Source organism: Arthrobacter rhamnosi, assembly GCF_054510975.1.
On the sequence record NZ_JBTNDN010000001.1, the window covers coordinates 369,578 to 393,645 of the forward strand.

Genomic DNA, 24,068 nt, shown 5'->3' on the forward strand with positions numbered 1-24,068 from the left:
ACCGGCCATGTCAGCACCATCCGTTTCGCCCTACTCCTCCCCTGTCCCTTCCAGATTCCCTTCCTCTTTCCAACCTCCGTCCCCATCGAAAGGCACTCCGATGCAACCCCTCTACAGCTTCCTCCGCTCCTCCCCCATCAAGCGGGCTCCCGGCGGTATCCTCGGCGGCATCGCGTCCGGCATCGCCCGGCAGTACGGCTGGCGCGTGAGCTACGTGCGCATCGCGATGCTGCTCAGCTTCCTCCTCCCGTTCATCGGCCTCCCGCTCTACCTGGTCCTGTGGCTCCTGCTGCCCAAGACCGACGGCAGCATCGCCCTGGAGCAGCTCCTCAGGCAGCGTTAGGGACCGGCCGGCAGAAACCGTCCTGCACGAACGCAAGGGGCATCCGCACTTCCGCGGATGCCCCTTCCTCTTGCCGACCTCTATTCGCGCACCGAATTGCGGAGTATCGTTCGCTGCATTCCCACCTCCAGGGTCATCGTCATCCGACTCTCGCGCACCATCGCCGCCACGCTGGGCCGCTGACCTCGCCGCACGGCTCCCCACCATTCCGTCGTCGCCGCCGGGTATGCGGCTTCAAGCTTTGGGAGGCAGAAGTGGCACTCAAATCCAAGTTCGCTGTCGTGCTGGCGGTCACTGCTCTCCTTGGGGGGCTCGCCACGTCGGTCGCCAGTGCGGCGGTAGTGCAGGTGCTCGCGACGGTCGAAACTGCCCCAATACCCGGAACGCCGGATGCCGCGGACGACCCGGCCGTCTGGATCCATCCGACCGACCCGTCGAAGAGCACCATCATCGGCACGGACAAGAGCAGGGACGGGCACGGTCTCGTCGTCTACGACCTGTCCGGACGGCAGTTGTTCTACTACCCCGACGGGCGGATGAACAACGTCGACGTGCGCTACAACTTCCCCCTCGGCGGCAGTCGCGTAGGCCTGGTCGGCGTCTCGAACCGGGAACGGAGCCTTGACTTCTACAAGGTCAACGATGCGGACGGCTCGCTGACGAAGGCCGGCAGCTTCCTGCCCACCGCCAACATCGCGACGCCCCGCGGGTTCTCGTTCTACCACTCCCCGGACACCGGCAAGTACTTTGCCTTCGTCACCGATGTCGGCAAGGTGGAGCAGTGGGAACTGGACGGCTCCACCGGATCTGTCACCGGCAAGCTCGTACGCAGCTGGACGATGAGCGGTCCCGCCCACACCGAGGGCCTGGTGGCCGATGATGAGATGAAGCGGCTCTACATTGCGCAGGAGGACATCGGCGGGATCTGGCGCTACGGGGCCGAACCCGGAGACTCGACCGCCGGAACGAGAGTCGTCAGCACCACTGAGAATGGCGGTGACATCGTCCAGGACATCAAGGGCATCAGCATCTACTACGGTAGCGGCGGTACCGGTTACCTGCTGGCCGCCAGCCAGGGATCCAACCGGTTCCACGTCTACGCCCGGGACGACAACCGCCCGTTGGGATCGTTCGCCATCCCCGCCGGGAACGGGATCGATGCCGTCACCGGCATGGACGGGATAGACGTCACCAACTTCGGCGTTGGCGGGCCCTTCCCCCAGGGCTTCTTCGTCACGCAGGACACGTCGAACGAAGTACGCCAGAACTTCAAAGCGGTGCCATGGCAGTCCATCGCTGGCGCCTTCTCGCCCGCTTTGCTCGTTGATGCGGCCTACGACCCGCGGAAGATCGGGGCCGGCACCGCCTCTCCCACTCCGCCTGACACCACCATCACGAGCAAACCGGCGAACCCCACGACCTCCACCTCGGCCCAATTCGGCTTCACGTCGACGTCGACGGGTGCGACCTTCGCCTGCGCGCTCGACGCGACGCCGTTCACCAGTTGCGTAAGCCCGGTCTCCTACTCTGGCTTGTCGAGTGGCTCGCATACCTTCCAGGTGCGTGCCTCTGACCAGAACGGTGCTGACCCCACCCCCGCGAGCTATACGTGGACCGTTGGCACGACACCTCCGGCGACCGACACCACGCCCCCGGAGACGACGATCACGTCGGGACCACCCGCGACGACGACGTCGACCAGCGCCTCCTTCGCATTCACCTCGAGCGAAGCCAATTCGACCTTCCAGTGCAGCCTGGATGGAGCGTCGCGCGTCGCCTGCACCTCGCCCCGAACCTACACCGGGCTGTCCATCGGTTCCCACACCTTCAGTGTCTGGGGCACCGACGCAGCCGGAAATACAGACCCGACAGCAGCGGCACAGTCCTGGAGCGTCGGCCCGATCGGCACGGGCGGCAGCAGCATCGTCCGGGAGTCGGTGAGCGAAGCCGCGAACACCACAGCGAGCACCACGCTCACCATCCCCAAACCGGCCAACGTCGCCCAAGGAAATCTCCTCGTCAGCTGCCTCTCCCTGAACGGCGGTAGCATCGCCACGACTGGTGCCCCGGCCGGGTGGACACGGCTGGCAGCAGTGACCATCATCGCAAACCCGAAGGTCTACGGCTACTACAAGGTGGCCACTGCGTCCGAACCGGCAAGTTATTCCTGGACGACAACTTCGACGACGAGCGGAGGAGGTATCGCGAGGTACTCCGGCGCCTCAGGGCTTGACACCGCTGCAACGTCCGCAACCGGCACGGCAGCATCCTCGGGAACCGTCCCAGCAGTGACCAGCACGACCGCGAACGCGATGCTCGTCGGATGCATGAGCGTCAACTCCGGTTCGGTTACCCTCACCTCGCCGGGCGGGATGGCACAGGCAGTCGAGACCGGCGCACGCCGTTTCGAGATTGCCGACGAAAGTCAACCCAGCGCTGGGTCAAGCGGGGCGAAGACGTGGAGCTTCAGCGCCGTCCGCGAATGGGCCGGTTGGTTGGTTGCGCTTCGACCGACGACCCCTTAACTCCCCTCGGACCGATTTGCGGGGCGAGGCAGGAACGAGCGCACGGCGAGCAGGATAGGAGCAAGGGCGGCGGACCGCCTCGTTTCCGGAGTAGCGGCACAGCAGCGAGAGCCTGCGGGACGGTGGTGTACCTGCAAGGATGGATGCCGTGCCGAAGACCTCCACCCCCCGCAGCTTCCCCCGCCTGCTCATCGCGTCCTGCGCGTTCCTCTTCGTCTCCGGCTACTTCGTGGTGCGGTTCCCGGACGTGGACGGCGCGAGCTATGCGTCCTACGGCTTCAACCTGCTGATCGCGCTGCCGGCGTTCGTCGCACTGGTACGGCAGTTGGGTAGCGCCCGCGGCGCGGCAGCGCTGGTGGCGGTGTCCGTCTTCGGCTACCTGATCGAAGGATTCGGCGTCGCGACGGGCGTGCCCTACGGCGATTTCCACTACGGGGATCCGCTGGGTCCCACGATCCTCGGCCTCGTGCCGTACCTGTTGCCGCTCTCGTACGTCCCGCTGGTGATCGGCGCGGTGGCCGTGGTGTCGGGCACCGGAACGGCCCTGCGCAGGATCGTCCTCGGTGGACTGCTGCTGGTCGTAATCGACGGTGTCCTGGATCCGGGAGCCGTGGCCCTCGGCTTCTGGATCTGGGAGGGCGGCGGTCCCTACTACGGCGTGCCACTCTCGAACTACGGCGGCTGGCTCCTCTCGGGGATCATCGCCTCGGCGCTCGTCACGTGGATCGGAGGGAGTCGCCTCACCGACCGCGCGCTGCAGCCGGGCCTGCTCGACAGCCTGCTCGTCTCGATGTTCCTCTGGCTGGGTGTCTGCATCTTCTCGGGGCTCGTCTTCCCCGCCGTGCTCGCCGCCGGACTGATCATCCTGCTGGTCCGCCGACGCCTGCAGCTCGCGCATGCGGTCGACCCTGTGCCTCGCGGCACGACAGGACTCGCAGCGCCGCGCCACTGATCAGGCGCCCCTGAGCAGGCGCCACCGAGCAGGCGCCCCGGAACGGCCGCCCCCCCTTAGGGACGGGGGTTACCTCCACCGTTGCCGACAGGAGGTGCGGAACCGATCAGAGGTCCTCGAGGAGGCCGGCCATCTGATCGATCTCGGCCTGCTGCGTCTCGGCGATGGTCTCGGCCAGCCGGATGGCGTCCGGGTCCCGGCCGTTGTCGATCTCGTCCTGCGCCATGGCGACCGCGCCCTCGTGGTGGGCGGTCATCGATTCGAGGAACAGGCGTGATGCCTCATCTCCCTCGGCGGCGTCGAGTTCGGACATCTGGTCCTCGCTCATCATGCCGTCCATCGATCCGGCGGAAGGGTCCGAGCCTGAGTCCGGCCCGGAGTCCGAGCCGGAGTCCATGGCGTGGCCTTCCATGCTCCCTCCGGCTTCGACGGGCTCGCCCCACGCCTCGAGCCAGCCGGTCATGGTCGCGATCTCCGGCTCCTGGGCGTCCCTGATCGCAGTCGCGAGGTCCAGCACCTCCGTGCTGATGCCGTCCTTCGACAGCATCATGTCGCTCATCCCGACGGCCTGCCGGTGGTGCGGGATCATCATCTGCGCGAACATCACGTCCGCGTCGTTGTGCTCCTCCGGCGCAGCGTCCGCGCCGGAGGTGGCACCGTCCGCGCCGGAGGTCGGAGCAGAGGCGCCGGAGGTCGGAGCAGAGGCGTCGGAGGTGTGGCCGGTGTGGGTGTCGCTGCCGCCCGAGGAGCCGCAGGCGGTAAGGGCGAGGGCCGTGGCGAGGGCCAGTGCGGACAGGGGGACGCGGCGCTTCATGGTGTATCGGATCCTTCGGTACTCGGGTGGAGCGGTCAGGCGGGAGACCCCAGGCGGGCCAGCAGCTTCTGGGTGGACATCATCGCCCCGCCGAGGACTGCCGGCAGCCCACCCCCGGGGTGGACCGAGGCGCCGACGCGCCAGAGCCACGGCCGCAGCGGATCCGAGTACCCCGGGACGTGGAAGGGGCCGCTCAGCCACGCCGGATGGACGGCCCCGTAGAGCGCACCGCCCGCGGAACCGTGCTCGCCGAAGTAGCCGGGATCCAGGATCTCGTAGGCATCGAAGTACTGCTCGACGGGCACGGGCAGCCCCAGCACCTGTGTGGTCCGGTCCAGTTCGCGGCGCACCAAGGGATCCTCGAGGGAGTAGCTCCTGCCGTTCGCCGGCGCGGTGAGGAGCAGCGCGAGGGTCGCCGACGCATTCGGGTAGACGCCGTGGGCCGGATAGTAGTTGGCGAAGGCCATGGTCTGCTCCGGTTCGTCCCCGGCTTCGAGGCTGGCGTAGAGCGCAGCGGGATCGTCGGGCAGGATCACGCCGTGGCGCGCGGTCCCCTCCGGGAGCGGTTCGGCGAGGACGGCGTAGATCCCGACGGCCGAGCAGGTGAGCTTCCTCGGTGTGCGCGGGCGCCGGCCCGCCAGCAGGCCGGTGAGCCGGGAGGCATCGAGCCCGCTGACGACGGCGTCGGCCGGGTAGGTCCCGGCTGCGGTGACCACCCGCCGTCGTCCGATGCGCTGCACCGGCTCTCCCGTGCGGATTTCCACGCCGGCGTCGACGGCCAGCCGCTCCAGGGCCAGCACCAGCTCATAGACGCCGCCCTCGGGGATCCAGACGCCGTCGTTCGCCATGATGGCGGGCATGCTCGCGTACAGCGCGGGCGTGCGGGTGGGGCTGACGCCGGCGTTGAGGGTGTGGATCGCGATGACCTCGCGCAGCCCCTCGGGCAGCCAGGGCAGGCTGTCGAGGTAGCTCCGCGTGGTGAGCCGGCGTCCGTACAGTCCGGCCAGCCTTGCCAGTGCGGGATACGCGGCCTGCTCCAGCGGTCCCGTGGTCAGCAGGCGCGAGATGTCGCCGCCGAGGATGCCGTGCTCGGCGGCGAAACGCTCCCACGCCGCGTGCCAGGGGTGCCCCTCCGGAACGGGCAGGGCGCACTCCTCGCCCCGGTAGTAGTAGGTGCCGACCTCCGGCAGCCGCTCCAGGCGGAGGGCCGCGACGTCCGCAGCGCTCGCGGCACCGGACGGTGCGACGGCGTCGAGCCGGCGCAGGAGTTCCTCCCAGACACCCGGGAAGGTGAACAGGGACGGACCGGTGTCCATGCGCTGTCCCGCCACCTCCACGCGACGGCTCTTCCCGCCCACGTGCCCGGCGGCCTCGAGCAGGGTCACGCCGTGGCCCGCCCGTCCGAGCAGCGCGGCGGCGGTCAGCCCGCCGATCCCGCCCCCGACGACGACGACGCGGCTCACCGGTAGAGGCCCAGCGTCAGGGCGGCCACGAGCTGCACGCCCGCCACGGTCCCGGCCACGTAGGGGAAGGCGATCGAGTACCGGTACAGCCGGTGGCCCGTTTCGGGGCGGGGGTCGCGGTACAGGCCCAGGAGCAGCCAGCCGGCGATGAGCGCGTTGATGACGGCGACCGGGATGTTGACGAGCGCGAAGCACACCGTCGCCGCAGCCCACCACGCGCCGCTCCAGGCCACCACGCCGCGAGCGCCCAGCCTGACCGCCGTCGTCGTGATGTCCGCTCCCCTGTCCTCGTCGATGTCCTGGACGGCGTCGTAGGTGTGCTTGGCCGCGCTCCAGGCCATCAGGCCGATCGCGGCGGCCCAGACCGGCTCGTCGCCGAGGGCGTAGGGCACGAAGACCAGGGGGAAGGCGTAGGCGGCGTTGCTGATCGAATCGAGGTAGGGCCGGGCCTTGAAGCGCAGTGGAGGCGCGGAGTAGAAGACGAAGACGAGCGCGTACAGCGCGAGCCAGGCGAGTGCCGCCGGGGGCAGCGTCGCCGCGAACCAGGCGAGGAACGGCACGTTGGTGACGAGGACCCAGAGCCAGATCGCCCGGACCTCGGAGGCCCGGATCCGGGCGCCCTCGAGCGATCCCTTGCGCGGGTTCAGGGCGTCCGTTTCCTGGTCGAAGATGTCGTTCACGCCGTAGATGAGCAGGTTGAACGGCAGCGTGAGCCAGGCCAGGAGGGCGAGGACCTCCCCGTCCCAGAAAGCGTCCGTGAGCCACATGCCGACGACACCGGTGCCCAGGGTGTTGATCCAGAGGACCGGTCGGGAGATATGGACCATGCGCAGCGCCGCTGGCGCGAAACCTGCCTGGGGCACTGCTGCGTCCTCCTCGGACCGGCGGGGGCGCAACGGACGGGTGGAGGCCGCTCGTGCGCCGGGTGCCCCCAGCCTACGTGCTTCCGGGACGGGCGCGACGCATCGAGGGGTGCGGGCCGGAGACCGATGTGACGCAGTCGGGTGGGCTTCCGCGGTGTGTCTAGAATCATAGCTGGGCCCGACGGCGTGCTCCTCAAGGACCATCCACCCCTCGTCGAAGGAACCCCAGCCACATGAAGATCGGAATCCTCACCAGCGGCGGCGACTGCCCCGGGCTGAATGCCGTCATCCGCGGCGCGGTGCTCAAGGGCATCAAGGTGCACGAGCAGGAGTTCGTCGGATTCCGGGATGGCTGGCGTGGCGTCGTCGAGGGCGACATCATCGACCTTCCCCGCCACGCCGTGCGCGGCATCTCCAAGCAGGGCGGCACGATCCTCGGCACCTCGCGCACCAACCCCTTCGAGGGCAAGGGCGGCGCGGAGGCCATCAAGGACAACATGGCGCGCCTCGGCATCGACGCGATGATCGCGATCGGCGGCGAAGGCACCCTCGCCGCGGCGAAGCGGCTCACGGACCTCGGCCTGAAGATCGTCGGAGTCCCCAAGACGGTCGACAACGACCTCGATGCCACCGACTACACCTTCGGTTTCGACACAGCTGTCCAGATCGCGACCGAGGCGATCGACCGGCTCCGCACCACCGGCGAGTCGCACAGCCGCTGCATGATCGCCGAGGTCATGGGCCGGCACGTGGGCTGGATCGCCCTGCACGCCGGCATGGCCTCGGGCGCCCACGCCATCCTGATCCCCGAGCAGCAGACCAGCATCGAGCAGATCGCCGAGTGGGTCGCCACCGCGAACGCCCGAGGACGCGCGCCCCTCGTCGTCGTCGCCGAGGGCTTCGTGCCCTCCCACATGGAGCAGGCGCACTCCGAGCGCGGCCTGGACACGTTCGGCCGGCCTCGTCTGGGCGGCATCGCCGACCAGCTCGCGCCGGAGCTGGAAGCACGCACGGGCATCGAGACCCGCGCGACCATCCTCGGCCACATCCAGCGCGGCGGCGTCCCGACGTCGTTCGACCGCGTGCTCGCCACCCGCCTCGGGATGGCCGCCGTCGACTCCGTGAAGGACGAGCTGTGGGGCACCATGGTCTCCCTCCACGGCACCGAGATCGCGCATGTCGGCTTCGAGGCGGCGCTCGGCAACCTCAAGCGGGTTCCGCAGCACCGCTACGACGAAGCCGCGATCCTGTTCGGCTGAGGTCCCCGTGGAACTCGACCCCGGCACGGTCTCGATCATCCAGCTCGCCTGGTCGCGTCTGCTGGGGCTCGACGACGGCGCGCTCGCCGACGGCGGCGAGAATCGCCTGTACAGCATCGACGACGACGCCTCCGTCCTGACGTTCGTGACACTGTTCGGCCGGGAGGTCCTTCGGGGCCCAGCGTGGGCCGTCGACGCGGGGAGGCACCTACCAGCCCTGGAACTGCGCAGCTCCTCGACCCTGCTCACGCTCAGCCGGAACCATGGCGGGCGCGGCCTCGGCGAGGCGCAGCTCTACTTCTGCGACGCCCTGCCCGCGTTCGAGGGTCCGTCGGCCGTCGTGTCCAGCGAGGCCGGCCTCGTCCGGGCGCTCGAGCGGCTGTGCCCGCCCGACGACGTCGCGGAGGCGGACCTCAGCGGCCTGGAGCACCCGTTCGTCCTCGTCGACGAGGGCGACCAGGAGTCGGACGAACCGACTCCCCTGGCCGGCGCGGGCTACGACATCTGGGAGGGCATCCTGGCCCATCTCGCGGTCCTCACGCCGCCCGAGCATCGACGGAAGGGCCACGCCCGGCGCATCACCGCCGTGGCCGTCGAGGAGGCCATGGCCGCAGGACTGGTCCCGCAGTGGCGCGCAAGGACCGACAACACCGCATCCCAGCGGACCGCCCGCCGTGCGGGGTTCGCCTTCGCCGGGACGCAGACGTCGGTGCTGCTCGATCGCTGACCCGCTCCGGGCGAAACTGTAGCCAAGGCAGCCCGAGGGGAGCATGCTTACCCTGTCGGGGCTTCGGGAGGAGAAGTCATGAATATCGCACTGTGGATCGTGGCCGGCGTCCTGGCAGCCTTCTTCCTCGCTGCCGGTGCCATGAAGACCTTCCAGCCCATCGACAAGCTGGTGTCCCAGGGGCTGACGTGGGCGAAGGACAAGCCGGGCTACGCGCGCACCGCTGGTGTGTTCGAAATCCTGGGTGCTCTGGGGCTGATCCTCCCCGGCATCTTCCGGGTGGCCACGTTCCTGATCCCGGCGGCAGCAATCGGGCTGGCGTTGATCATGGCGCTGTCGATCGCGTTCCACCTCTCGCGGGGCGAGAAGGGATTCACCATCAACATCGTGGCTCTGCTGCTCGCGCTGTTCGTGGCCTGGGGACGCGCCACCGGGTGGGCCCTGTAGGCAGCGGTCGGTACAGCTAGCCGAACAGCTCGACGAGCTCCGTCCGGCCGAACATCTCGGCAGCGGCACGGGCGGACGGAGTCCCCGCGTCGGGGTCCGCTCCGGCGTCCACAAGGAGCCGGACCACGTCCGTGTGCCCCTTGAAGACGGCGCCCGCCAGGGGTGTCTGCCCGCGGTCGTTGGCCTGGTCGGCATCGGCGCCGCGGCCCAGGAGGTCGCGCACGATGGCCGGGTGCCCGTTGTAGGCGGCGAGCATGAGCAGGCTGTCGCCGGCGGTGTTGGTCAGCGTGACCGGCACTCCTGCGTCGAGGTACCGCGCCAGGAGCCCGCTGTCCCCCTGGCGTGCAGCATCGAACAGCGCGTGGGCCAGGGCGATCGCGGCCGCCGCCCCCGCGTCGTCGCCGGTACCATCCGGTCCCGCGTCGCCGTCCCTACTGTCGGTGTGCACGACGGCGTCACCGTTCGGGCCCGCACCGCCGTCGTTCCCGGCGCTCATCGCGGCCCCCTCAGGAATCCGGTGGCCCGCCCGACGACCTGCCCGGCATCCGGTGCCACGATGACCTCCTGGCCGGCGGCGTACAGCTCCTCGCCGTCCTGCACCAGGAGGTCGGCGGACGCGTCGGCGGAGCGCTTGAGCACGGCGAGGGCGATGGGCCCCATCTCGTAGTGGTGGCCGACCGACGTCACGCGGCCCACGGTGCGGCCCTCGCTGAGGACGGCGCTCCCTACGGCCGGAAGCGTGTGCTGGCTGCCGTCGAGGTGGAGAAAGGTCAGCCGGCGTGGCGGGTGACCGAGGTTGTGGACGCGCGCGATGGTCTCCTGCCCCTTGTAGCACCCCTTCGCGAGGTGCACGGCGGTGCGCAGGAGGTCGAGTTCGTGGGGGATCGTCTTCTCGTCCGTCTCGAAGCCGTGCCGGGGCCGCCAGGCGGCGATGCGCAGGGCCTCGGCCGCGAGTGAACCGGCCAGGGCGAGCCCCGAGGAGGCGACTGCCGCTTCCAGACCGTCGCGCGGCACGAGGTACTCGAACCAGGGCCGTTCCCGTCCGGGGTGTCCGGCGTCGTCGACCGTCGAGTAGGCATAGCCACCGGCCCCGGTGGAGGGCCAGGGATCGTCCCAGACGAGGACGTCATCGCCCAGTTCGGGCAGGGCCCGGGTCGCGCCGAGGACAGCCCAGGCATCGGTGGCGTCCGTGACCTCGACGCGGAGCATGAACTTCATGCGCTCGAGCCAGGCGGCGAGCGGCGCCGCCTCGCTCCCCTCGGTGATGAGCCAGGCGACGGCGCCGTCGTCCACGACATGGACCGAGTGCTCGATGCGGCCCTGCACGGTGAGGAGCAGCGTCTCGGAGCTCTGTCCGGGCCGGAGGCCGAGGAGCAGCTGCGAGGACAGTGTGTTGAGCCAGCTGAGGCGGTCGGGACCGGAGACCGTCACGACGCCGCGGTGCGAGAGGTCGACGACTGCCTGACCGTCGGCGAGGAGACGCTGTTCACGGAAGGGGTCGCCGTAGTGGGCGGCGACGCCGGCGTCCGGTCCGCCACCCTCGACGGCACCGGGACGGCTCAGGAGCGGGCTTGGGATCATGACGGTATAACGCCTTCCGGGCAGGACTATTCCTGCGTCAGCTGATGAAGTGCGGCGTGGCCGCGCGGAGGTACGCGACCCCGCGGGGACGCGACGGCCGGGTGCTCCGCGGTCAGGAGGCTTTCTTCAGGATGGCGGAGGCATGCGCCTCGAGCGAGTTGCCGTCCGCGGCGACGTCCCAGCGCCAGTACAGGTTGCCCTCCACGAGGCCGAACAGGCGGGTGGCGGCGGTGTACTCCTTGGAGTGCTGGCCGCGCATCACGAGGTCCGTGCTGAGCTGGATCTGCGGGCCCTTGATGCTCCCGTAGTAGAGCTCGGCGATACCGCCGGGGTGGACGATGGTGGCCGTGATGTCGAAGCCACCGGCGTCGTTGCGGAACTGCTCGACCTCGTCGGCGGTCTTGAGGGCCGGGACGATGTCCGCGGGGCTCAGGCCGGGGCCGACGTCGGCGTCGTTCAGCTTGCGGTCGAGCGCCCAGAAGCCCGTCTCGACCGAGAGCGGGCGCAACTGCGCGCCCTGCTCGTCGATGAGCCACGATTCGGCGCTGTACTGCAGGTACGGGAGGCCGTTCTGGGAGAACACGACGCGCTGCGAGAAGCGCTCCGAGTCGGCGGTGCCCTCACCGAGCATCCCGGTCCCCTCCCAGGTTCCGAGGAGCCACGACAGTGGGACGAGCTCGGGCGTCAGGTCGGTGGGCAGGTCAATCGACATGGGTACTCCGGGGTCAGTCGGCTACTTCTGGCCCTTGTACAGGCGCGTGATGACGAGGGCTGCGAAACCCGCCATGCCGAGACCGGCGACGACCAGCAGCGAGATGAAGAAGATTTCAAGAGCAAGGATGGACATGCTTCCATCCTAACGCCCGCTCCGGACGGCACAGGACGCAGCATGGGAGGGCACGAGTGGCCTGATCCGTGCTCAGGACAGGAAGAGCTTGTCGAGGAAGTAGACCACGGAGCCGATCGCGAGCACCGGGGTGATGCCTGCCGCCACGGCCGCGAGAGGGTCCAGCGGCGCTTCGCGTCCGACCAGGAGCCGTCGTGTCCCGGCGATGATGGCACCGCAGGCGAGTCCCACCACTGCCGCGGCGAGCGCGGGCACGTCGGTGAAGAGCAGTGCGCCGAGGGGCCCGGCGAGCGCCGCGAGGGCGAGGGCGGCGGGGGCCACGAGCCGGTCCGGGAATGGCAGGAGGGAGACCGCGATCGCGACGAGGATGCTGACCCCGGTCACGAGCATCATGCCGGAATCGGCCGCATTGGCGGCCAGGCGGTCCGCCGCGGCCCAGCCGGAGCCCATGCCGACGGCGATGACCCCCGCACTGGCCCCGAGGGTGGACTCCAGGCGGTGGCTCTGGCCCGTCCCGCGCAGGAGCTGGATCATGAAGACCGCGCCGACACCGAGCGCCACGGACGCCGGGAACCACGTCAGGAAGGCCGGCCCGGGCACGGTGGCCGTCAGGACCATGGCGAGCAGGGCACTGAGCCCGATGGCCGCCGACTGGCTCTTCCTGGCGGGGACACGAAGGATGGCAGGCCACCCGATGGCGGCCAGGACGCACGCTGCCCCTGCGGTGATGGCAGTGATGAGCGGGGAGGCGTACGAGGACGCGACGATGGCGCCTGCCGCCACGGCCGCGGCTCCGGCCGCAGTGGCCACGCTCGTCCTCTTCACTCCAGCAATACTGCCCTACCGGTTCTTCGGACGGGAAAACCGGCCCGCGCCGGCAGGCCGCGCACGTGCGTCCGATCACATGGCTGCGGCTATACTTGTCGAAATCTCTACCGCCCTCGCCACCGGTTCCGGGAACGAGGGCACCGCTGCCCGATGATGCGCATACCCGATCCGTGGAGGACCCATGCCGCACATCTTGATGCTCACCAACACCACCGGCTCGTCGGTCGACATCCTGCCGGCCCTCGAACTGCTCAACCACAAGGTGCACATCCTGGCGGCCGAGCCCACGGCACTCCTCGAGACCGAACCCTGCGACGTCGTCCTGGTGGACGCGCGCAAGGACCTGGTCGGCGCCCGTTCCCTCACCCAGCTCCTCAAGGCCACCGGCCTGAGCGCGCCCCTGGTCCTGGTCCTCACCGAAGGCGGCATGGCGGCGGTGGCGGCCAACTGGCTGGCGGACGACGTCGTCCTCGATTCGGCCGGCCCGGCGGAAGTGGAGGCGCGGCTGCGCCTCGTCATCGCGCGGTCGACGGCGGCGAGCGAGGAGACGAGCACCGAGATCCACGCGTCCGGCGTCGTGATCGACGAGGCCAGCTACACGGCGAGGGTCGGCGGCGAGCCGCTGAACCTGACGTACAAGGAGTTCGAGCTCCTCAAGTACCTGGCGCAGCATCCGGGCCGCGTCTTCACCCGGGACCAGCTCCTGCACGAGGTATGGGGCTACGACTACTACGGCGGCACGCGCACCGTCGACGTCCACGTCCGGCGCCTCCGGGCGAAGCTGGGAGCGGACCACGAGCAGCTGATCGGGACGGTGCGGAACGTCGGCTACCGCTTCACGCTGACGCGGCTGCCGGAGGACCGCAGCCCGGTCAACCAGGACGCCTGACACGGCACCTCGGCGACACCACGACCCGACACCACGCGAAAGCCCCCTCCACCTGCTGGTGAAGGGGGCTTTCGCGTATCCGGTCCTGGGGGCCGGACCCTGGTGGAGGACATACGGGTCGAACGTATCGCGGGCACCCCACTGGTGCATCCCCCTCGAGCAGTTACCGACACTACCCCACGCCGGCCGCTCGACCAAAACGCCGGAAAGGAGCGGGGACTAGGCTGGGCGCATGACAGCCGCGCAGCACGCCCCCACCTGGTCCGTCGACAGGATCGAGGGCGCCCCGTCGCCCGCCGCCCTCGAGGAGATCCACCGCCTCGCATCGGCCGCCACCGAGGCGGACGGGAATCCGCCGCTGTCCGAACAGACCCTGGTGACCCTCCGGGCGCAGGACGCCGGGGACCGGCTGCTGGTCGTCACGGCACGGACCTCCGGGCAGCAGGAGAGTGAACTGGCGGGCGTCGCCGTCATCACCCGCGGCGCCGAGGACGGCGCGGTGCTCGAACTCGTCGTCGCACCCGACGGCCGCGGCGAGGGCGCCGGAACCGCGCTCATCGAGGCCGTCCTGGCCGAGGGCATCCCCAACCTCCGGGGCTGGTCGCACGGGAACCACTCCGCTGCCGCCGACCTCGCCGCGCGCTTCGGGTTCGAACCCGTGCGGGAGCTGTGGCGCATGCGCCTGACGCGTGCCGCCGTCGAACAGTCCGTCCCCGCACTGCAACTTCCCGAGGGAGTGGCCCTGCGGGCGTTCGTCCGCGGCCAGGACGAGGAGGCGTGGCTCGCCGCCAACGCGGCCGCGTTCGCCCACCACCCCGAGCAGGGCGCCACGACGCGCGCCGACCTCGAGGCACGGATGGACGAGGACTGGTTCGACGCCGACGGGTTCCTGCTGGCGGTGCGCGAGGAGGACGGCACCCTGCTCGGCTTCCATTGGACGAAGATCCATCCCGGGATCGGCGCCCACCCGCCCATGGGCGAGGTGTACGTGGTCGGCGTCACGCCGGAAGCCCAGGGCATGGGCCTCGGAAAGGCCCTCACCATCGCCGGGATCGAGTACCTCCACGGCAAGGGACTGCAGGCCATCATGCTGTACGTCGACGCCGACAACACCGCCGCCGTCGCCCTGTACCGGAAGCTCGGCTTCACCCGCTGGGACGTGGACGTGATGTACGCGGGCAAGGCGCCGCAACCCACCTTGTAAGGTTATTTTCGAGGCGCCCCCCGGCTGGTCCGAGCGGCGCGCTCGCTAACGCCCGCCCACGCCGCAGGAGACGCAATGGATTCAGAGACAAAACGCCGGGGAGCGTCACTGTACGGATCTTCCGAGACGGCGCCGGCCAGGGCGACCCAGGACCGCATCGACATCCCGGACTTCGCTCCCAGCCTCCTGCCGTCCGGCGACATCCGGCCGGACCGCTTCCTGGACCGCGAGATCAGCTGGCTCGACTTCAACGCCCGCGTCCTCGAACTCGCCGAGGACCCCGACCTCTTCCTCCTCGAGCGCGTCAGCTTCCTGTCCATCTTCGCGTCCAACCTGGACGAGTTCTTCATGGTCCGCGTCGCCGGACTGAAACGCCGGATCGCCACGGGCCTCGCAGTCCCCTCCGCGGCCGGCCTGAGCCCCATCGAGCAGCTCGAGAAGATCATGCAGGACGGCTACCAGCTGCAGCAGCGCCACGCGGCCGTCTTCGCCGAGCACATCCGGCCGGCCCTCGCCCGGGAGCAGATCCACCTCACCACGTGGGAGGAGCTCGACGAGCCCGCCCGGGCCGAGCTCCACAAGATCTTCGCCGAGAAGGTCTTCCCGATCCTCACGCCCCTCGCCGTGGACCCCGCGCACCCCTTCCCCTACATCTCCGGGCTGTCCCTGAACCTCGCCGTCGTGGTGCGCAACCCGATCAGCGAGAAGGAGCTGTTCGCGCGTGTCAAGGTGCCCGACCAGCTGCCGCGCCTGATGTCCGTCGACGGACCCCGCGCCGGCAACGTCGCCGGACGCGTCGCCCGCTTCATCCCGCTGGAGGAGGTCATCGCCGTCCACCTGGATCAGCTCTTCCCGGGCATGGAGGTCCTGGAACACCACCTGTTCCGCGTCACACGCAACGAGGACCTCGAGGTCGAGGAGGACGACGCCGAGAACCTCCTGCAGGCCCTCGAGAAGGAGCTGCTGCGCCGCCGCTTCGGCCCGCCCGTGCGCCTCGAGGTGACCACGGACATCAACCCGAGCATCCGGGCGCTCCTGTCCCGCGAACTCGGCGTCGAGGAGGACGAGGTCTACAACCTGCCCGCGCCCCTGGACCTGCGCGGGCTCAGCGTCATCGCCGGCATCGACCGGGGCGACCTCCACTACCCGAAGCACGTCCCGCACACGAGCCGGTACCTCAACGAGAGCGAGACCTCCAAGGCGGCGAACGTCTTCGCGGCGATGCGCCGCCGGGACATCCTGCTGCACCACCCGTATGACTCGTTCTCGACGTCGGTCCAGGCCTTTCTGGAGCAGGCCGCCGCCGACCCGAAGGTGCAGGCCATCAAGCAGACCTTGTACCGGACGTCGGGCGACTCCCCCATCGTCGACGCCCTGATCGACGCCGCAGAGGCGGGCAAGCAGGTCCTCGCGCTCGTGGAGATCAAGGCCCGCTTCGACGAGCAGGCCAACATCTCCTGGGCCCGCAAGCTCGAGCAGGCCGGCGTGCACGTGGTCTACGGGATCGTGGGCCTCAAGACGCACTGCAAGCTCTCGCTCGTGGTGCGGCAGGAAATCGACGGGCTGCGACGCTACTGTCACATCGGCACCGGCAACTACCACCCGCGCACGGCGCGGTACTACGAGGACCTGGGACTGCTCACGGCCAACGAGCAGGTGGGCCAGGACCTGTCGCGGCTGTTCAACCAGCTCTCCGGGTATGCACCGAAGTCCACCTTCAAGCGGCTCCTCGTCGCTCCGCGCTCCGTGCGCTCGGGCCTGATCGACCGCATCGAGCGTGAGATCGCCAACAAGCACGCGGGCCTCGCGGCGCGCGTGGTGATCAAGGTGAACTCGATGGTGGACGAGGCGATCATCGACTCGCTGTACCGCGCATCCCAGGCGGGTGTCCAGGTCGACGTGATCGTCCGCGGCATCTGCTCGGTGCGGCCGGGCGTCCCGGGCCTCAGCGAGAACGTCACCGTCCGCTCCGTCCTCGGCCGTTTCCTGGAGCACTCCCGCGTGTTCGCGTTCGCGAACGGCGGCGAACCGGCGGTCTTCATCGGCTCGGCCGACATGATGCACCGCAACCTGGACCGCCGCGTCGAGGCCCTCGTGCAGCTGAGCTCGCCGGAGGACATCTCCTACCTGATGACGCTCATGGACCGCTACATGAACCCCGCGGTCTCCAGCTGGCACCTCGACGAGACCGGCTGCTGGACGCGCCACCACAAGGACGACGACGGCGCGCCGCTCGAGGACATCCAGTCCTGGCTGCTCGCCTCCCGGGCCCGCCAGCGTGCGGTGTCGCGCCGCTGATGGCCGCGCCCACGAAAGTCGCCCCCGCCGCCGCGGTGCAGGCAAGCGGTGCCGCCGTGGTGGCTGCCGGAACGCTCTGCTGGCGGCTCGGGAAAGGCGAACTCGAGCTCCTCATCATCCACCGGCCCCGGTACAAGGACTGGTCCTGGCCGAAGGGCAAGCTCGATCCGGGCGAGACGACGCCGGAGTGCGCCGTCCGTGAGACGTTCGAGGAGGTGGGGTTGAGCGTCACGCTGGGCATCCCGCTCGCCACGATCAGCTACCCGGTGTCCTCCCGCGACAAGGTGGTGCACTACTGGGCGGCCCGGGCCGAACGGCTGATCGCTGCCCCTGACGGCAAGGAAGTGGATCGGGCCGAGTGGGTGTCGCCGGAGAAGGCGCGTGAACTGCTGTCCAATCCGTCCGACATCGAACCCCTCGACGCCCTCCTCGAGGCGCACCGGGCCAAGGACCTGCAGACCTGGCCGCTGATCGTCGTCCGGCACGCGAAGGCGAAACCCCGGTCCTCGTGGAGCAGGGCCGAGGGCGAGCGGCCGCTGGCCGCGACCGGCCGCCGGCAGGCCGTCGCGGTCAGCCGGCTGCTGCAGGCCTGGAGCCCCGAACGCGTGGTGAGCAGCCCCTGGGAGCGCTGCGTGCAGACCATCTCCCCCTACGTGCACCAGCGCAGCGCGAAACTGAAGCTCGTGGACGCCCTCACCGAGCACGACGCCGCCCGCAGGCCCGGCCGCACCCGGAACGCCGTCGAGCGGGTCTTCGACAAGCGCCGCCCGGTCGCCGTCTGCACGCACCGACCGGTGCTCCCGCTCGTGTTCTCGGTCCTCGGCAGCCACATGACGAGCAGGCTACGGAAGCTCCTCCCCGCCGACGACCCCTACCTGGCGCCGGGCGAGGCCGTGATCTGCCAGGTCAGCAGCTTCAACGCCGGGTGCATCGTCTCGGTGGAGCAGTTCCGCGCCTACGACGACTGACCGGCGCCGGGCGGGTCTCGCGCCCTCTTGACCTTGACGCTACGGCAAGGTCGAAACTGGTGGCATGACCGCTCTCGACTCTCCGGTTCCCGTGGATTGGCCGATCCATGAGCTAGCGCGGCTTGCCAACACGACCAGCCGAACGCTGCGTCACTACGACCAGCTCGGACTGCTGAGGCCGAGCCGTCTGGGTCCCAACGGCTACCGCTACTACGACCGGGATGCCCTCGTTCGCCTCCAACGCATCCTCATGCTGAGGGAGCTCGGGCTCGGGCTCCCCGAGATCGCGCGGGTCCTGGAGCATCAGGATCAGGCAGTGCCGGCGCTCCGCTCCCACCTCGCATGGCTGACCCAGGAACAACAGCGGATCGAACGACAGATACGGTCGGTCCGGACCACCATCGCTGCACAGGAAGAGGGCAGGCACATCATGCCGGAAGACATGTTCGACGGGTTCGACCACACCCTCTACAGGGACGAGGTCGAGGAACGATGGGGCAGCGAAGCCTATGCCTCAGGAGACCGATGGTGGCGGTCGAAGACGGACACCGAGAAGAAGGCCTTCGCGGAGCAGCACCGCCGCATCGCGCAGGATTATGGCGCCGCACGCGACGCGGGTCTATCACCGGACAGCGACGTGGTGCAGGCGATCGTGTCACGACACCTCGACTGGCTCAACCTGTCCGCTGCAGCAACCGGGGCGCCGGTCTCGGCCGAACACTTCACGAGCTACGGCGACATGTATGCCACCGACGAACGGTTCGCCCGCAACTACGGGGGCATCCCCGGCGCGGAATTCGTACGGGACGCCATCCGAGCATTCGCAGGAAGCCACCCCGCGTAGCAGGGACCCCGACGATCCGGGCTCGGTTCGGTTGCGTAGACTGGCCGGGTGAGCACCCCCATCCCCACCCCCTACGAGGATCTGCTGCGCGATGTGATGGCGAACGGCGCAGCCAAGAGCGACAGGACGGGCACCGGAACCCGGAGCGTCTTCGGCCGGCAGCTGCGGTTCGACCTCCGCGAGTCCTTCCCGCTCATCACCACCAAGCGCGTGCACTTCAAGTCCGTGGCCCTCGAACTGCTCTGGTTCCTCCGCGGTGACTCGAACGTGCGCTGGCTGCAGGAGCGCGGCGTATCCATCTGGGACGAGTGGGCGGACAACGACGGCGAACTCGGCCCTGTCTACGGCGTCCAGTGGCGGTCCTGGCCGACGCCCGACGGCGGGCACATCGACCAGATCGCCCAGGTCGTCGAAGGGCTGAAGACGAATCCCGACTCGCGCAGGCACCTCGTCTCGGCGTGGAACGTCTCGGAGATCTCCGACATGGCGCTGCCTCCCTGCCACGTCTTCTTCCAGTTCTACGTGACCCCCGGCGCCGACGGCGGTCCGGGCAGTCTGTCCTGCCAGCTGTACCAGCGGTCCGCGGACACCTTCCTCGGCGTCCCCTTCAACATCGCCTCCTACGCACTGCTGACCCTGATGGTCGCGCAGCAGACCGGCCTGGAACCGGGCGAGTTCATCTGGACCGGCGGCGACGTCCACGTGTACGACAACCACGTGGAGCAGGTCACCGAACAACTGTCCCGCCAGCCGTACCCGTACCCGCGCGTCCACCTGAAGCGGAAACCCGCCAGCATCTTCGACTACACCCTGGAGGATTTCGACGTGGTCGACTACCAGCACCACCCCGCCATCAAGGCTCCGGTGGCGGTATGAGTGAGGCCCCCGCCCCCCTGAGCGTGCCCGACGCCGTCGGGTCACGCCCGGTGGTCGGCATGATCTGGGCCCAGACCGAGAACGGCGTCATCGGCAGGGACGGCGGGATCCCGTGGCACCTGCCGGAGGACATGGCACACTTCAGGGCCACGACGACGGGGCATCCCGTGATCATGGGCCGCCGCACCTGGGAGTCCTTCCCCGAGAAGTTCCGGCCCCTGCCGGACCGCACCAACATCGTCCTTTCCCGTGCCGGGTCCGCGGACCTGCCGGGCGCGATCGTCGTCGATTCGCTCGATGCCGCCTTCGAGGCCGCACAGGCCAGCCCGGGAGCCGAGGAGATCTGGGTCATCGGCGGCGGCCGGGTGTACGCCGACGCCCTGCACCGCGCCAACGCCGCCCTCGTCACCGTGGTCGAGTCCTCCGTGGACGGCGACACCGTGGCTCCCGCCCTCGGAACCGACTGGGCGCTCGCCGCGCTGACCCCGGAGTCCGGGTGGCTGGAATCGTCGAACGGGACCCGGTACCGGATCAGCCTCTGGGTGCGGCAGGGCCAGCCGGCTCCGGCCGGCCGGTGACTGCCGGACCGAGGCGCCCGGCAGGCGTGAGGGAGGCCTCAGTCACAAAGGGGACCGGACGGGATCCTCGCCCCTAAACTGGAGGGCATGACTTCAGTACCCGAGAGTTCCGCCCTGCCATCCGTCGGATTCGTGGGATGGCGCGGCATGGTGGGCTCGGTCCTCATGCAGCGACTCCAGGACGAGGGCGATCTCGCCCGCATCAACCCCGTGTTCTTTTCGACGTCCGCCGCCGGTGGCGCCGCTCCCTCGTTCGCCGAGGGCGCCGGGACGCTCCAGGACGCGTACGACGTCGAGACGCTCGCCAAGCTGCCGATCATCGTGACCGCGCAGGGCGGCGACTACACCTCCGAGGTGTACCCCAAGCTGCGCGACTCCGGCTGGTCCGGGCTATGGCTCGACGCCGCATCCACCCTGCGCATGGAGCAGGACAGCATCATCGTGCTCGACCCGGTCAACCGGTCCGCCATCGATGCCGGCCTCGCCAGTGGCATCCGCGACTTCATCGGCGGCAACTGCACGGTCTCCTGCATGCTCATGGGCCTGGGCGGGCTCTTCCGCAACGGGCTCGTGGAGTGGGGCACGTCCATGACCTACCAGGCGGCCTCGGGTGGCGGTGCCCGCCACATGCGCGAACTCCTCACGCAGTTCGGCGCCCTCCACAGCACGGTGGCCATCAACCTGGACGACCCCGCGTCCGCGATCCTCGACATCGACCGCGCCATCCTCACGAAGCAGCGGCACCCGAGCCTCGAGGCAACCCAGTTCGGTGTACCCCTCGCCGGGTCCGTGATCCCCTGGATCGACAGCGACCTCGGCAACGGCCAGTCGAAGGAGGAGTGGAAGGCCGGTGCGGAGACCAACAAGATCCTCGGCACCGACACCCGCATCCCCTTCGACGGCCTGTGCGTCCGTGTGGGCGCCATGAGGTCCCACTCCCAGGCCCTGACCCTCAAACTGACCCAGGACCTGCCGGTCAGCGAGATCGAGTCGATCATCGCCGCGGACAACGAGTGGGTGCGCGTCATCCCGAACACCAAGACGGACACCCTCGCAGGTCTGACGCCGATCGCCGCGACGGGCTCGCTGGAGATCCCCGTGGGGCGCGTCCGCAAGCTCGAGATGGGCCCGGACTACATCAGCGCCTTCACGGTGGGCGACCAGCTGTTGTGGGGCGCGGCGGAACCGCTCCGCCGGATGCTGATGATCGCCACCGGGAACCTCTAGGACTCCCCGCTTCCAGCGGACGCAGAGCCCGGCGCGGACACCTGGTAGATCAGGGCGGTGGCGACATCCCGGAGCCGCACGTTGCTGTCGTTCGACATCTGCTTGAGGCGCTGGAACGCCTCGTCGCTCCCGCACCGGTACCGCACCATCAGGATGCCCTTCGCCTGGTCGATGACTCCACGGGACGTGAGCGCCTCCTGCAGCTGCTCCACCTCACGGCGGGCCGAGTGGTAGAGGCTGGAATGCGCCATGGCGGTCGCGGCATACTCCACGAAGCGGCGTGAGGTCTCGCTCGAGGTTCCCGGCGTGGGCTCCTGCAGGTAGCCGAGCACCTTGACGAGGTCCTCACGGTAGTCGGTCACGTCCTCCACCTGCTGGAGGATGGCGATCAGCTCCCCGTCGTCGTCGAACACGGGGATGTTGACCGGGCTCCAGTAGCGCTCCACGAAAGCGCCCGGCTGGTCGGGGTCGGGGATGTCGTAGCGGTGGATGTGCATGCTGTCGCGCTGCCGGGTCGAGATGACCCGTTCCAGCGACTGGCGCATGGTGCGTGCCGGGGCATCGTCGGACTGTACCGGGTTCTCTGGGAAGACCTCGAACGCCTGGCGCCCGACGAGTTCATCCCGCGCCATCCCCGTCGCCTCCGCGAACGCCGTATTGACGTCCAGGATGACGAAATCCGTGTCCATCAGCGAGTAGGCCAGGGTCGTCGCCTCGAAGGTACGTGCGCGAAGGGCATCGGCCGCACCGACGGGACGACGCCGCACGACGTGCTGCTGCTCGGCCATTCCACTCCCCTGTTCCGCCATTCCAGTCCTCCTCGCCCGGGACGATCGTCCACCGGGCCGGTCCCGTGACGTGCGGTCGTACGAACATCCGATGCTATCCAGTATTCCGGACATTCCGCCGGTGCATCCCGCCGGTACATCCCGCGGTTGTCGCGGAGCGGGAAAAGGTCGGTGGGCAGCGGAAGGATGTGCGCATGGACCCCGTGAACGCAGACACCATCCTCAAGCGCTTCTTCGCGGGCAGCAGCCACGTGCGGCACCCGGAGAGCCTCCTGCGCTACGAGCGGGTGCAGTGCCACCTCCGGGACTACCTCGAGCACGGAGCCGTCACCCGTCTGGCATCCGACGAGCGCGAGCTGCTCGAGCTGGAGCGGCAGTTCGGCACAGCCGCCCCCTACGTCCAGGTGATGGGCGCCCGGGAACTGCTGCATGCCCTGCCGGACTTCCTCGCTGCCCCCCAGCTGCTGCCCGATTTCCACGATCGCCTCGCCCAGATCAGCGTGGCGTCCCGTCTGGCCCAGTGGCTGTGCTCGCGGCGGCTCGTGCAGCGCGAGGACAGCTGGGGCGACGTCGTCCTCACGCGCGCCGCCGCTGAGCAGGCACGACGCTCCCCCGCGCTCTAGGAGCACCGGGACGGAACGGCCCGGCCGGCGTGGGCCGGGCTGCTCAGAGCGTGCAGTTGATGAGCAGCGGCTCCGGTTCCAGCCGGATGCCGAAGGTGCGCTCGACCCCGTCCCGCACGAGCCCTGCAACGGCCAGGAGGTCCGACGCCGAGGCGCCTCCCCTGTTGGTGACGGCCAGCGTGTGCTTGCTGGACAGCGATGCCCGCCCTCCTGCCGCAGCGTGCCCGTCGTCGGCGCCCAGGCCGAAGCCCTTCGAGAACCCGGCGTGCTCGATCAGCCAGGCCGCGCTGAGCTTCACCCGGCCGTCGGCGCCGGACGGGTACCGGGGGGCCTCCGCCGGCAGACGGTCCGCAGTCTCCTGGGCGACGACGGGATTGGTGAAGAACGATCCCGTGCTCCAGGTGTCGGGGTCGGAGGCGTCGAGCACCATGCCCTTGCCGGCCCGCAGCTTCAGCACCTCGCGGCGCACGTCGTTCGCGTAGGCTCGGGCGCCCACCTCGATCCCCAGGGCGCGAGCGAGTTCCGCGTACCGGACCGGCTTGCTCCTGCGGCCCAGTCCCAGCTGGAACTCGACCGACAGCACCACGTAGCGGGGCGACCCGTCGACGGTGCTCTGCTTGAGGAGGGAGTCCCGGTAGCCGAACTTCAGCTCGAAGTTGGTGAAGCTCCTGATGCTGTCCGTCTCGCGGTCGTACGTCCGCACGGTGGCGATCGTCTGGGACACGTCCGATCCGTACGCCCCGACGTTCTGGACGGGCGTGGCCCCGGTGGAGCCGGGGATGCCCGAGAGTGCCTCGAGCCCGGAGAACGCGTGCATCACCGTGTACCGGACGAGCTCGTCCCAGTCCTGGCCTGCCTGCACCTTGACCATGACGCCGCCGCAGGTGGCGTCGTCGTCGTTCACCGTGAAGCCGGTGGAGGTGATGTGGACGACCGTCCCGTCGAAACCGTCGTCACCGATGAGGAGGTTCGAGCCCCCGCTGACGATCAGGAGCGGCTCCCCCGCGGCATCGGCGGCGCGGACCGCCTCGACGATCTCGGCTTCCGTCGACGCTTCCACGAGAGTACGCGCAGGCCCTCCCACGCGGGCCGTCGTGAGGTCCGCGAGGCGCGTGCCCGTCACG

The 24,068-nt window shown here is 69.5% G+C and carries 24 protein-coding genes; 15 read left to right on the top strand and 9 right to left on the bottom strand.

The features are described 5' to 3' along the window. Positions 1-100: 100 nt before the first annotated feature. The 3 genes from ACX80J_RS01695 to ACX80J_RS01705 all read left to right on the top strand — a co-directional run bounded on the left by ACX80J_RS01695 (position 101) and on the right by ACX80J_RS01705 (position 3,820). Positions 101-343 (top strand): PspC domain-containing protein, encoded by a 243-nt coding sequence (locus ACX80J_RS01695; RefSeq protein ID WP_459343867.1) that lies wholly within the window; start codon positions 101-103, stop codon positions 341-343. Between the two features lie 254 nt (positions 344-597). After that, entirely contained in the window at positions 598-2,868 is a 2,271-nt protein-coding gene (locus ACX80J_RS01700; protein ID WP_459346611.1) for a phytase, read from the top strand. 148 nt (positions 2,869-3,016) lie between these two features. Next, the gene (locus ACX80J_RS01705) at positions 3,017-3,820 is read left to right on the top strand and encodes a carotenoid biosynthesis protein (RefSeq protein ID WP_459346612.1); all 804 of its coding nucleotides are present in this window, start codon (positions 3,017-3,019) and stop codon (positions 3,818-3,820) included. Between the two features lie 106 nt (positions 3,821-3,926). Here ACX80J_RS01705 and ACX80J_RS01710 read toward each other — a convergent pair whose 3' ends face one another. The 3 genes from ACX80J_RS01710 to ACX80J_RS01720 are packed head-to-tail and all read right to left on the bottom strand — an operon-like array spanning position 3,927 to position 6,960. After that, a complete protein-coding gene (locus ACX80J_RS01710) occupies positions 3,927-4,634 on the bottom strand; it encodes a DUF305 domain-containing protein (RefSeq protein ID WP_459346613.1) in 708 nt (235 codons plus the stop codon). A gap of 35 nt (positions 4,635-4,669) precedes the next feature. Next, positions 4,670-6,097, bottom strand: coding sequence for a phytoene desaturase family protein (locus tag ACX80J_RS01715; RefSeq protein ID WP_459343870.1), 1,428 nt, complete (start codon positions 6,095-6,097; stop codon positions 4,670-4,672). Further along, positions 6,094-6,960, bottom strand: coding sequence for a UbiA family prenyltransferase (locus ACX80J_RS01720; RefSeq protein WP_459346614.1), 867 nt, complete (start codon positions 6,958-6,960; stop codon positions 6,094-6,096). The genes ACX80J_RS01715 and ACX80J_RS01720 overlap by 4 nt, the downstream gene beginning before the upstream one ends. 233 nt (positions 6,961-7,193) lie before the next feature. Between ACX80J_RS01720 and ACX80J_RS01725 the strand changes: the two genes are divergently transcribed. The 3 genes from ACX80J_RS01725 to ACX80J_RS01735 all read left to right on the top strand — a co-directional run bounded on the left by ACX80J_RS01725 (position 7,194) and on the right by ACX80J_RS01735 (position 9,393). Then, entirely contained in the window at positions 7,194-8,219 is a 1,026-nt protein-coding gene (locus ACX80J_RS01725) for a 6-phosphofructokinase (RefSeq protein WP_459346615.1), read from the top strand. Positions 8,220-8,226: 7 nt separating this feature from the next. After that, positions 8,227-8,946: a GNAT family N-acetyltransferase gene (locus tag ACX80J_RS01730; RefSeq protein WP_459343873.1), complete on the top strand. Its 720-nt coding sequence runs from the start codon at positions 8,227-8,229 to the stop codon at positions 8,944-8,946. Positions 8,947-9,024: 78 nt separating this feature from the next. Then, positions 9,025-9,393 (top strand): DoxX family protein, encoded by a 369-nt coding sequence (locus ACX80J_RS01735; protein WP_459346616.1) that lies wholly within the window; start codon positions 9,025-9,027, stop codon positions 9,391-9,393. Positions 9,394-9,409: 16 nt separating this feature from the next. Here the strand turns inward: ACX80J_RS01735 and ACX80J_RS01740 are convergent, their stop codons facing one another. The 4 genes from ACX80J_RS01740 to ACX80J_RS01755 form a co-directional block, all read right to left on the bottom strand. Continuing rightward, positions 9,410-9,889: an ankyrin repeat domain-containing protein gene (locus ACX80J_RS01740; RefSeq protein ID WP_459346617.1), complete on the bottom strand. Its 480-nt coding sequence runs from the start codon at positions 9,887-9,889 to the stop codon at positions 9,410-9,412. After that, positions 9,886-10,974: a CAF17-like 4Fe-4S cluster assembly/insertion protein YgfZ gene (gene ygfZ / locus ACX80J_RS01745; RefSeq protein ID WP_459343876.1), complete on the bottom strand. Its 1,089-nt coding sequence runs from the start codon at positions 10,972-10,974 to the stop codon at positions 9,886-9,888. The genes ACX80J_RS01740 and ygfZ overlap by 4 nt, the downstream gene beginning before the upstream one ends. A gap of 112 nt (positions 10,975-11,086) precedes the next feature. After that, on the bottom strand, positions 11,087-11,686 hold the full coding sequence (locus tag ACX80J_RS01750) for a heme-binding beta-barrel domain-containing protein (protein ID WP_459343877.1): 600 nt from the start codon (positions 11,684-11,686) through the stop codon (positions 11,087-11,089). Positions 11,687-11,893: 207 nt separating this feature from the next. Next, positions 11,894-12,646, bottom strand: coding sequence for a hypothetical protein (locus ACX80J_RS01755; protein WP_459346618.1), 753 nt, complete (start codon positions 12,644-12,646; stop codon positions 11,894-11,896). A gap of 184 nt (positions 12,647-12,830) precedes the next feature. On the opposite strand from ACX80J_RS01755, the gene ACX80J_RS01760 reads away from it, so the two are divergent. The 8 genes from ACX80J_RS01760 (at position 12,831) to asd (ending at position 21,533) form a co-directional block, all read left to right on the top strand. After that, the gene (locus ACX80J_RS01760; RefSeq protein ID WP_087076965.1) at positions 12,831-13,538 is read left to right on the top strand and encodes a winged helix-turn-helix transcriptional regulator; all 708 of its coding nucleotides are present in this window, start codon (positions 12,831-12,833) and stop codon (positions 13,536-13,538) included. A gap of 232 nt (positions 13,539-13,770) precedes the next feature. Next, complete coding sequence (gene mshD / locus ACX80J_RS01765) at positions 13,771-14,742, top strand: mycothiol synthase (protein ID WP_459346619.1); 972 nt, start codon at positions 13,771-13,773, stop codon at positions 14,740-14,742. Between the two features lie 75 nt (positions 14,743-14,817). Next, complete coding sequence (locus ACX80J_RS01770; protein WP_459343880.1) at positions 14,818-17,040, top strand: RNA degradosome polyphosphate kinase; 2,223 nt, start codon at positions 14,818-14,820, stop codon at positions 17,038-17,040. Then, positions 17,040-18,008 carry an NUDIX hydrolase gene (locus ACX80J_RS01775; protein WP_459343881.1) on the top strand — a complete coding sequence of 323 codons (969 nt, stop codon included), beginning with the start codon at positions 17,040-17,042 and terminating at the stop codon, positions 18,006-18,008. The genes ACX80J_RS01770 and ACX80J_RS01775 overlap by 1 nt, the downstream gene beginning before the upstream one ends. Before the next feature lie 64 nt (positions 18,009-18,072). Continuing rightward, positions 18,073-18,852, top strand: coding sequence for a MerR family transcriptional regulator (locus ACX80J_RS01780; RefSeq protein ID WP_459346620.1), 780 nt, complete (start codon positions 18,073-18,075; stop codon positions 18,850-18,852). A 96-nt stretch (positions 18,853-18,948) separates the two neighbouring features. Further along, on the top strand, positions 18,949-19,728 hold the full coding sequence (locus ACX80J_RS01785) for a thymidylate synthase (protein ID WP_459346938.1): 780 nt from the start codon (positions 18,949-18,951) through the stop codon (positions 19,726-19,728). Further along, positions 19,725-20,306 (top strand): dihydrofolate reductase, encoded by a 582-nt coding sequence (locus ACX80J_RS01790; RefSeq protein WP_459346621.1) that lies wholly within the window; start codon positions 19,725-19,727, stop codon positions 20,304-20,306. The genes ACX80J_RS01785 and ACX80J_RS01790 overlap by 4 nt, the downstream gene beginning before the upstream one ends. Before the next feature lie 87 nt (positions 20,307-20,393). After that, positions 20,394-21,533, top strand: a complete 1,140-nt coding sequence (asd, locus tag ACX80J_RS01795; protein WP_459346622.1) for an aspartate-semialdehyde dehydrogenase — start codon at positions 20,394-20,396, stop codon at positions 21,531-21,533. Here asd and ACX80J_RS01800 read toward each other — a convergent pair. After that, the gene (locus tag ACX80J_RS01800) at positions 21,530-22,342 is read right to left on the bottom strand and encodes an ANTAR domain-containing protein (RefSeq protein WP_459346623.1); all 813 of its coding nucleotides are present in this window, start codon (positions 22,340-22,342) and stop codon (positions 21,530-21,532) included. The two genes, asd and ACX80J_RS01800, sit on opposite strands and share 4 nt — an antisense overlap. A 173-nt stretch (positions 22,343-22,515) precedes the next feature. Between ACX80J_RS01800 and ACX80J_RS01805 the strand changes: the two genes are divergently transcribed. Next, complete coding sequence (locus tag ACX80J_RS01805) at positions 22,516-22,944, top strand: hypothetical protein (protein WP_459343886.1); 429 nt, start codon at positions 22,516-22,518, stop codon at positions 22,942-22,944. A 43-nt stretch (positions 22,945-22,987) separates the two neighbouring features. On the opposite strand, the gene ACX80J_RS01810 is transcribed toward ACX80J_RS01805, so the two are convergent. Next, positions 22,988-24,067 (bottom strand): UDP-N-acetylmuramate dehydrogenase, encoded by a 1,080-nt coding sequence (locus ACX80J_RS01810; protein ID WP_459346939.1) that lies wholly within the window; start codon positions 24,065-24,067, stop codon positions 22,988-22,990. Position 24,068 lies beyond the last annotated feature (1 nt).

What these genes read in the sequence shown, in the direction of transcription:
- ACX80J_RS01695 (WP_459343867.1), top strand. Translation starts at nt 101, where the DNA reads ATGCAACCCCTCTACAGCTTCCTCCGCTCCTCCCCCATCAAGCGGGCT.
- ACX80J_RS01710 (WP_459346613.1), bottom strand. Translation starts at nt 4,634, where the DNA reads ATGAAGCGCCGCGTCCCCCTGTCCGCACTGGCCCTCGCCACGGCCCTC.
- ACX80J_RS01725 (WP_459346615.1), top strand. Translation starts at nt 7,194, where the DNA reads ATGAAGATCGGAATCCTCACCAGCGGCGGCGACTGCCCCGGGCTGAAT.
- asd (WP_459346622.1), top strand. Translation starts at nt 20,394, where the DNA reads ATGACTTCAGTACCCGAGAGTTCCGCCCTGCCATCCGTCGGATTCGTG.
- ygfZ (WP_459343876.1), bottom strand. Translation starts at nt 10,974, where the DNA reads ATGATCCCAAGCCCGCTCCTGAGCCGTCCCGGTGCCGTCGAGGGTGGC.
- ACX80J_RS01800 (WP_459346623.1), bottom strand. Translation starts at nt 22,342, where the DNA reads ATGGCGGAACAGGGGAGTGGAATGGCCGAGCAGCAGCACGTCGTGCGG.
- mshD (WP_459346619.1), top strand. Translation starts at nt 13,771, where the DNA reads ATGACAGCCGCGCAGCACGCCCCCACCTGGTCCGTCGACAGGATCGAG.
- ACX80J_RS01775 (WP_459343881.1), top strand. Translation starts at nt 17,040, where the DNA reads ATGGCCGCGCCCACGAAAGTCGCCCCCGCCGCCGCGGTGCAGGCAAGC.
- ACX80J_RS01790 (WP_459346621.1), top strand. Translation starts at nt 19,725, where the DNA reads ATGAGTGAGGCCCCCGCCCCCCTGAGCGTGCCCGACGCCGTCGGGTCA.
- ACX80J_RS01750 (WP_459343877.1), bottom strand. Translation starts at nt 11,686, where the DNA reads ATGTCGATTGACCTGCCCACCGACCTGACGCCCGAGCTCGTCCCACTG.
- ACX80J_RS01770 (WP_459343880.1), top strand. Translation starts at nt 14,818, where the DNA reads ATGGATTCAGAGACAAAACGCCGGGGAGCGTCACTGTACGGATCTTCC.
- ACX80J_RS01785 (WP_459346938.1), top strand. Translation starts at nt 18,949, where the DNA reads ATGGCGAACGGCGCAGCCAAGAGCGACAGGACGGGCACCGGAACCCGG.
- ACX80J_RS01780 (WP_459346620.1), top strand. Translation starts at nt 18,073, where the DNA reads ATGACCGCTCTCGACTCTCCGGTTCCCGTGGATTGGCCGATCCATGAG.
- ACX80J_RS01740 (WP_459346617.1), bottom strand. Translation starts at nt 9,889, where the DNA reads ATGAGCGCCGGGAACGACGGCGGTGCGGGCCCGAACGGTGACGCCGTC.
- ACX80J_RS01805 (WP_459343886.1), top strand. Translation starts at nt 22,516, where the DNA reads ATGGACCCCGTGAACGCAGACACCATCCTCAAGCGCTTCTTCGCGGGC.
- ACX80J_RS01760 (WP_087076965.1), top strand. Translation starts at nt 12,831, where the DNA reads ATGCCGCACATCTTGATGCTCACCAACACCACCGGCTCGTCGGTCGAC.
- ACX80J_RS01735 (WP_459346616.1), top strand. Translation starts at nt 9,025, where the DNA reads ATGAATATCGCACTGTGGATCGTGGCCGGCGTCCTGGCAGCCTTCTTC.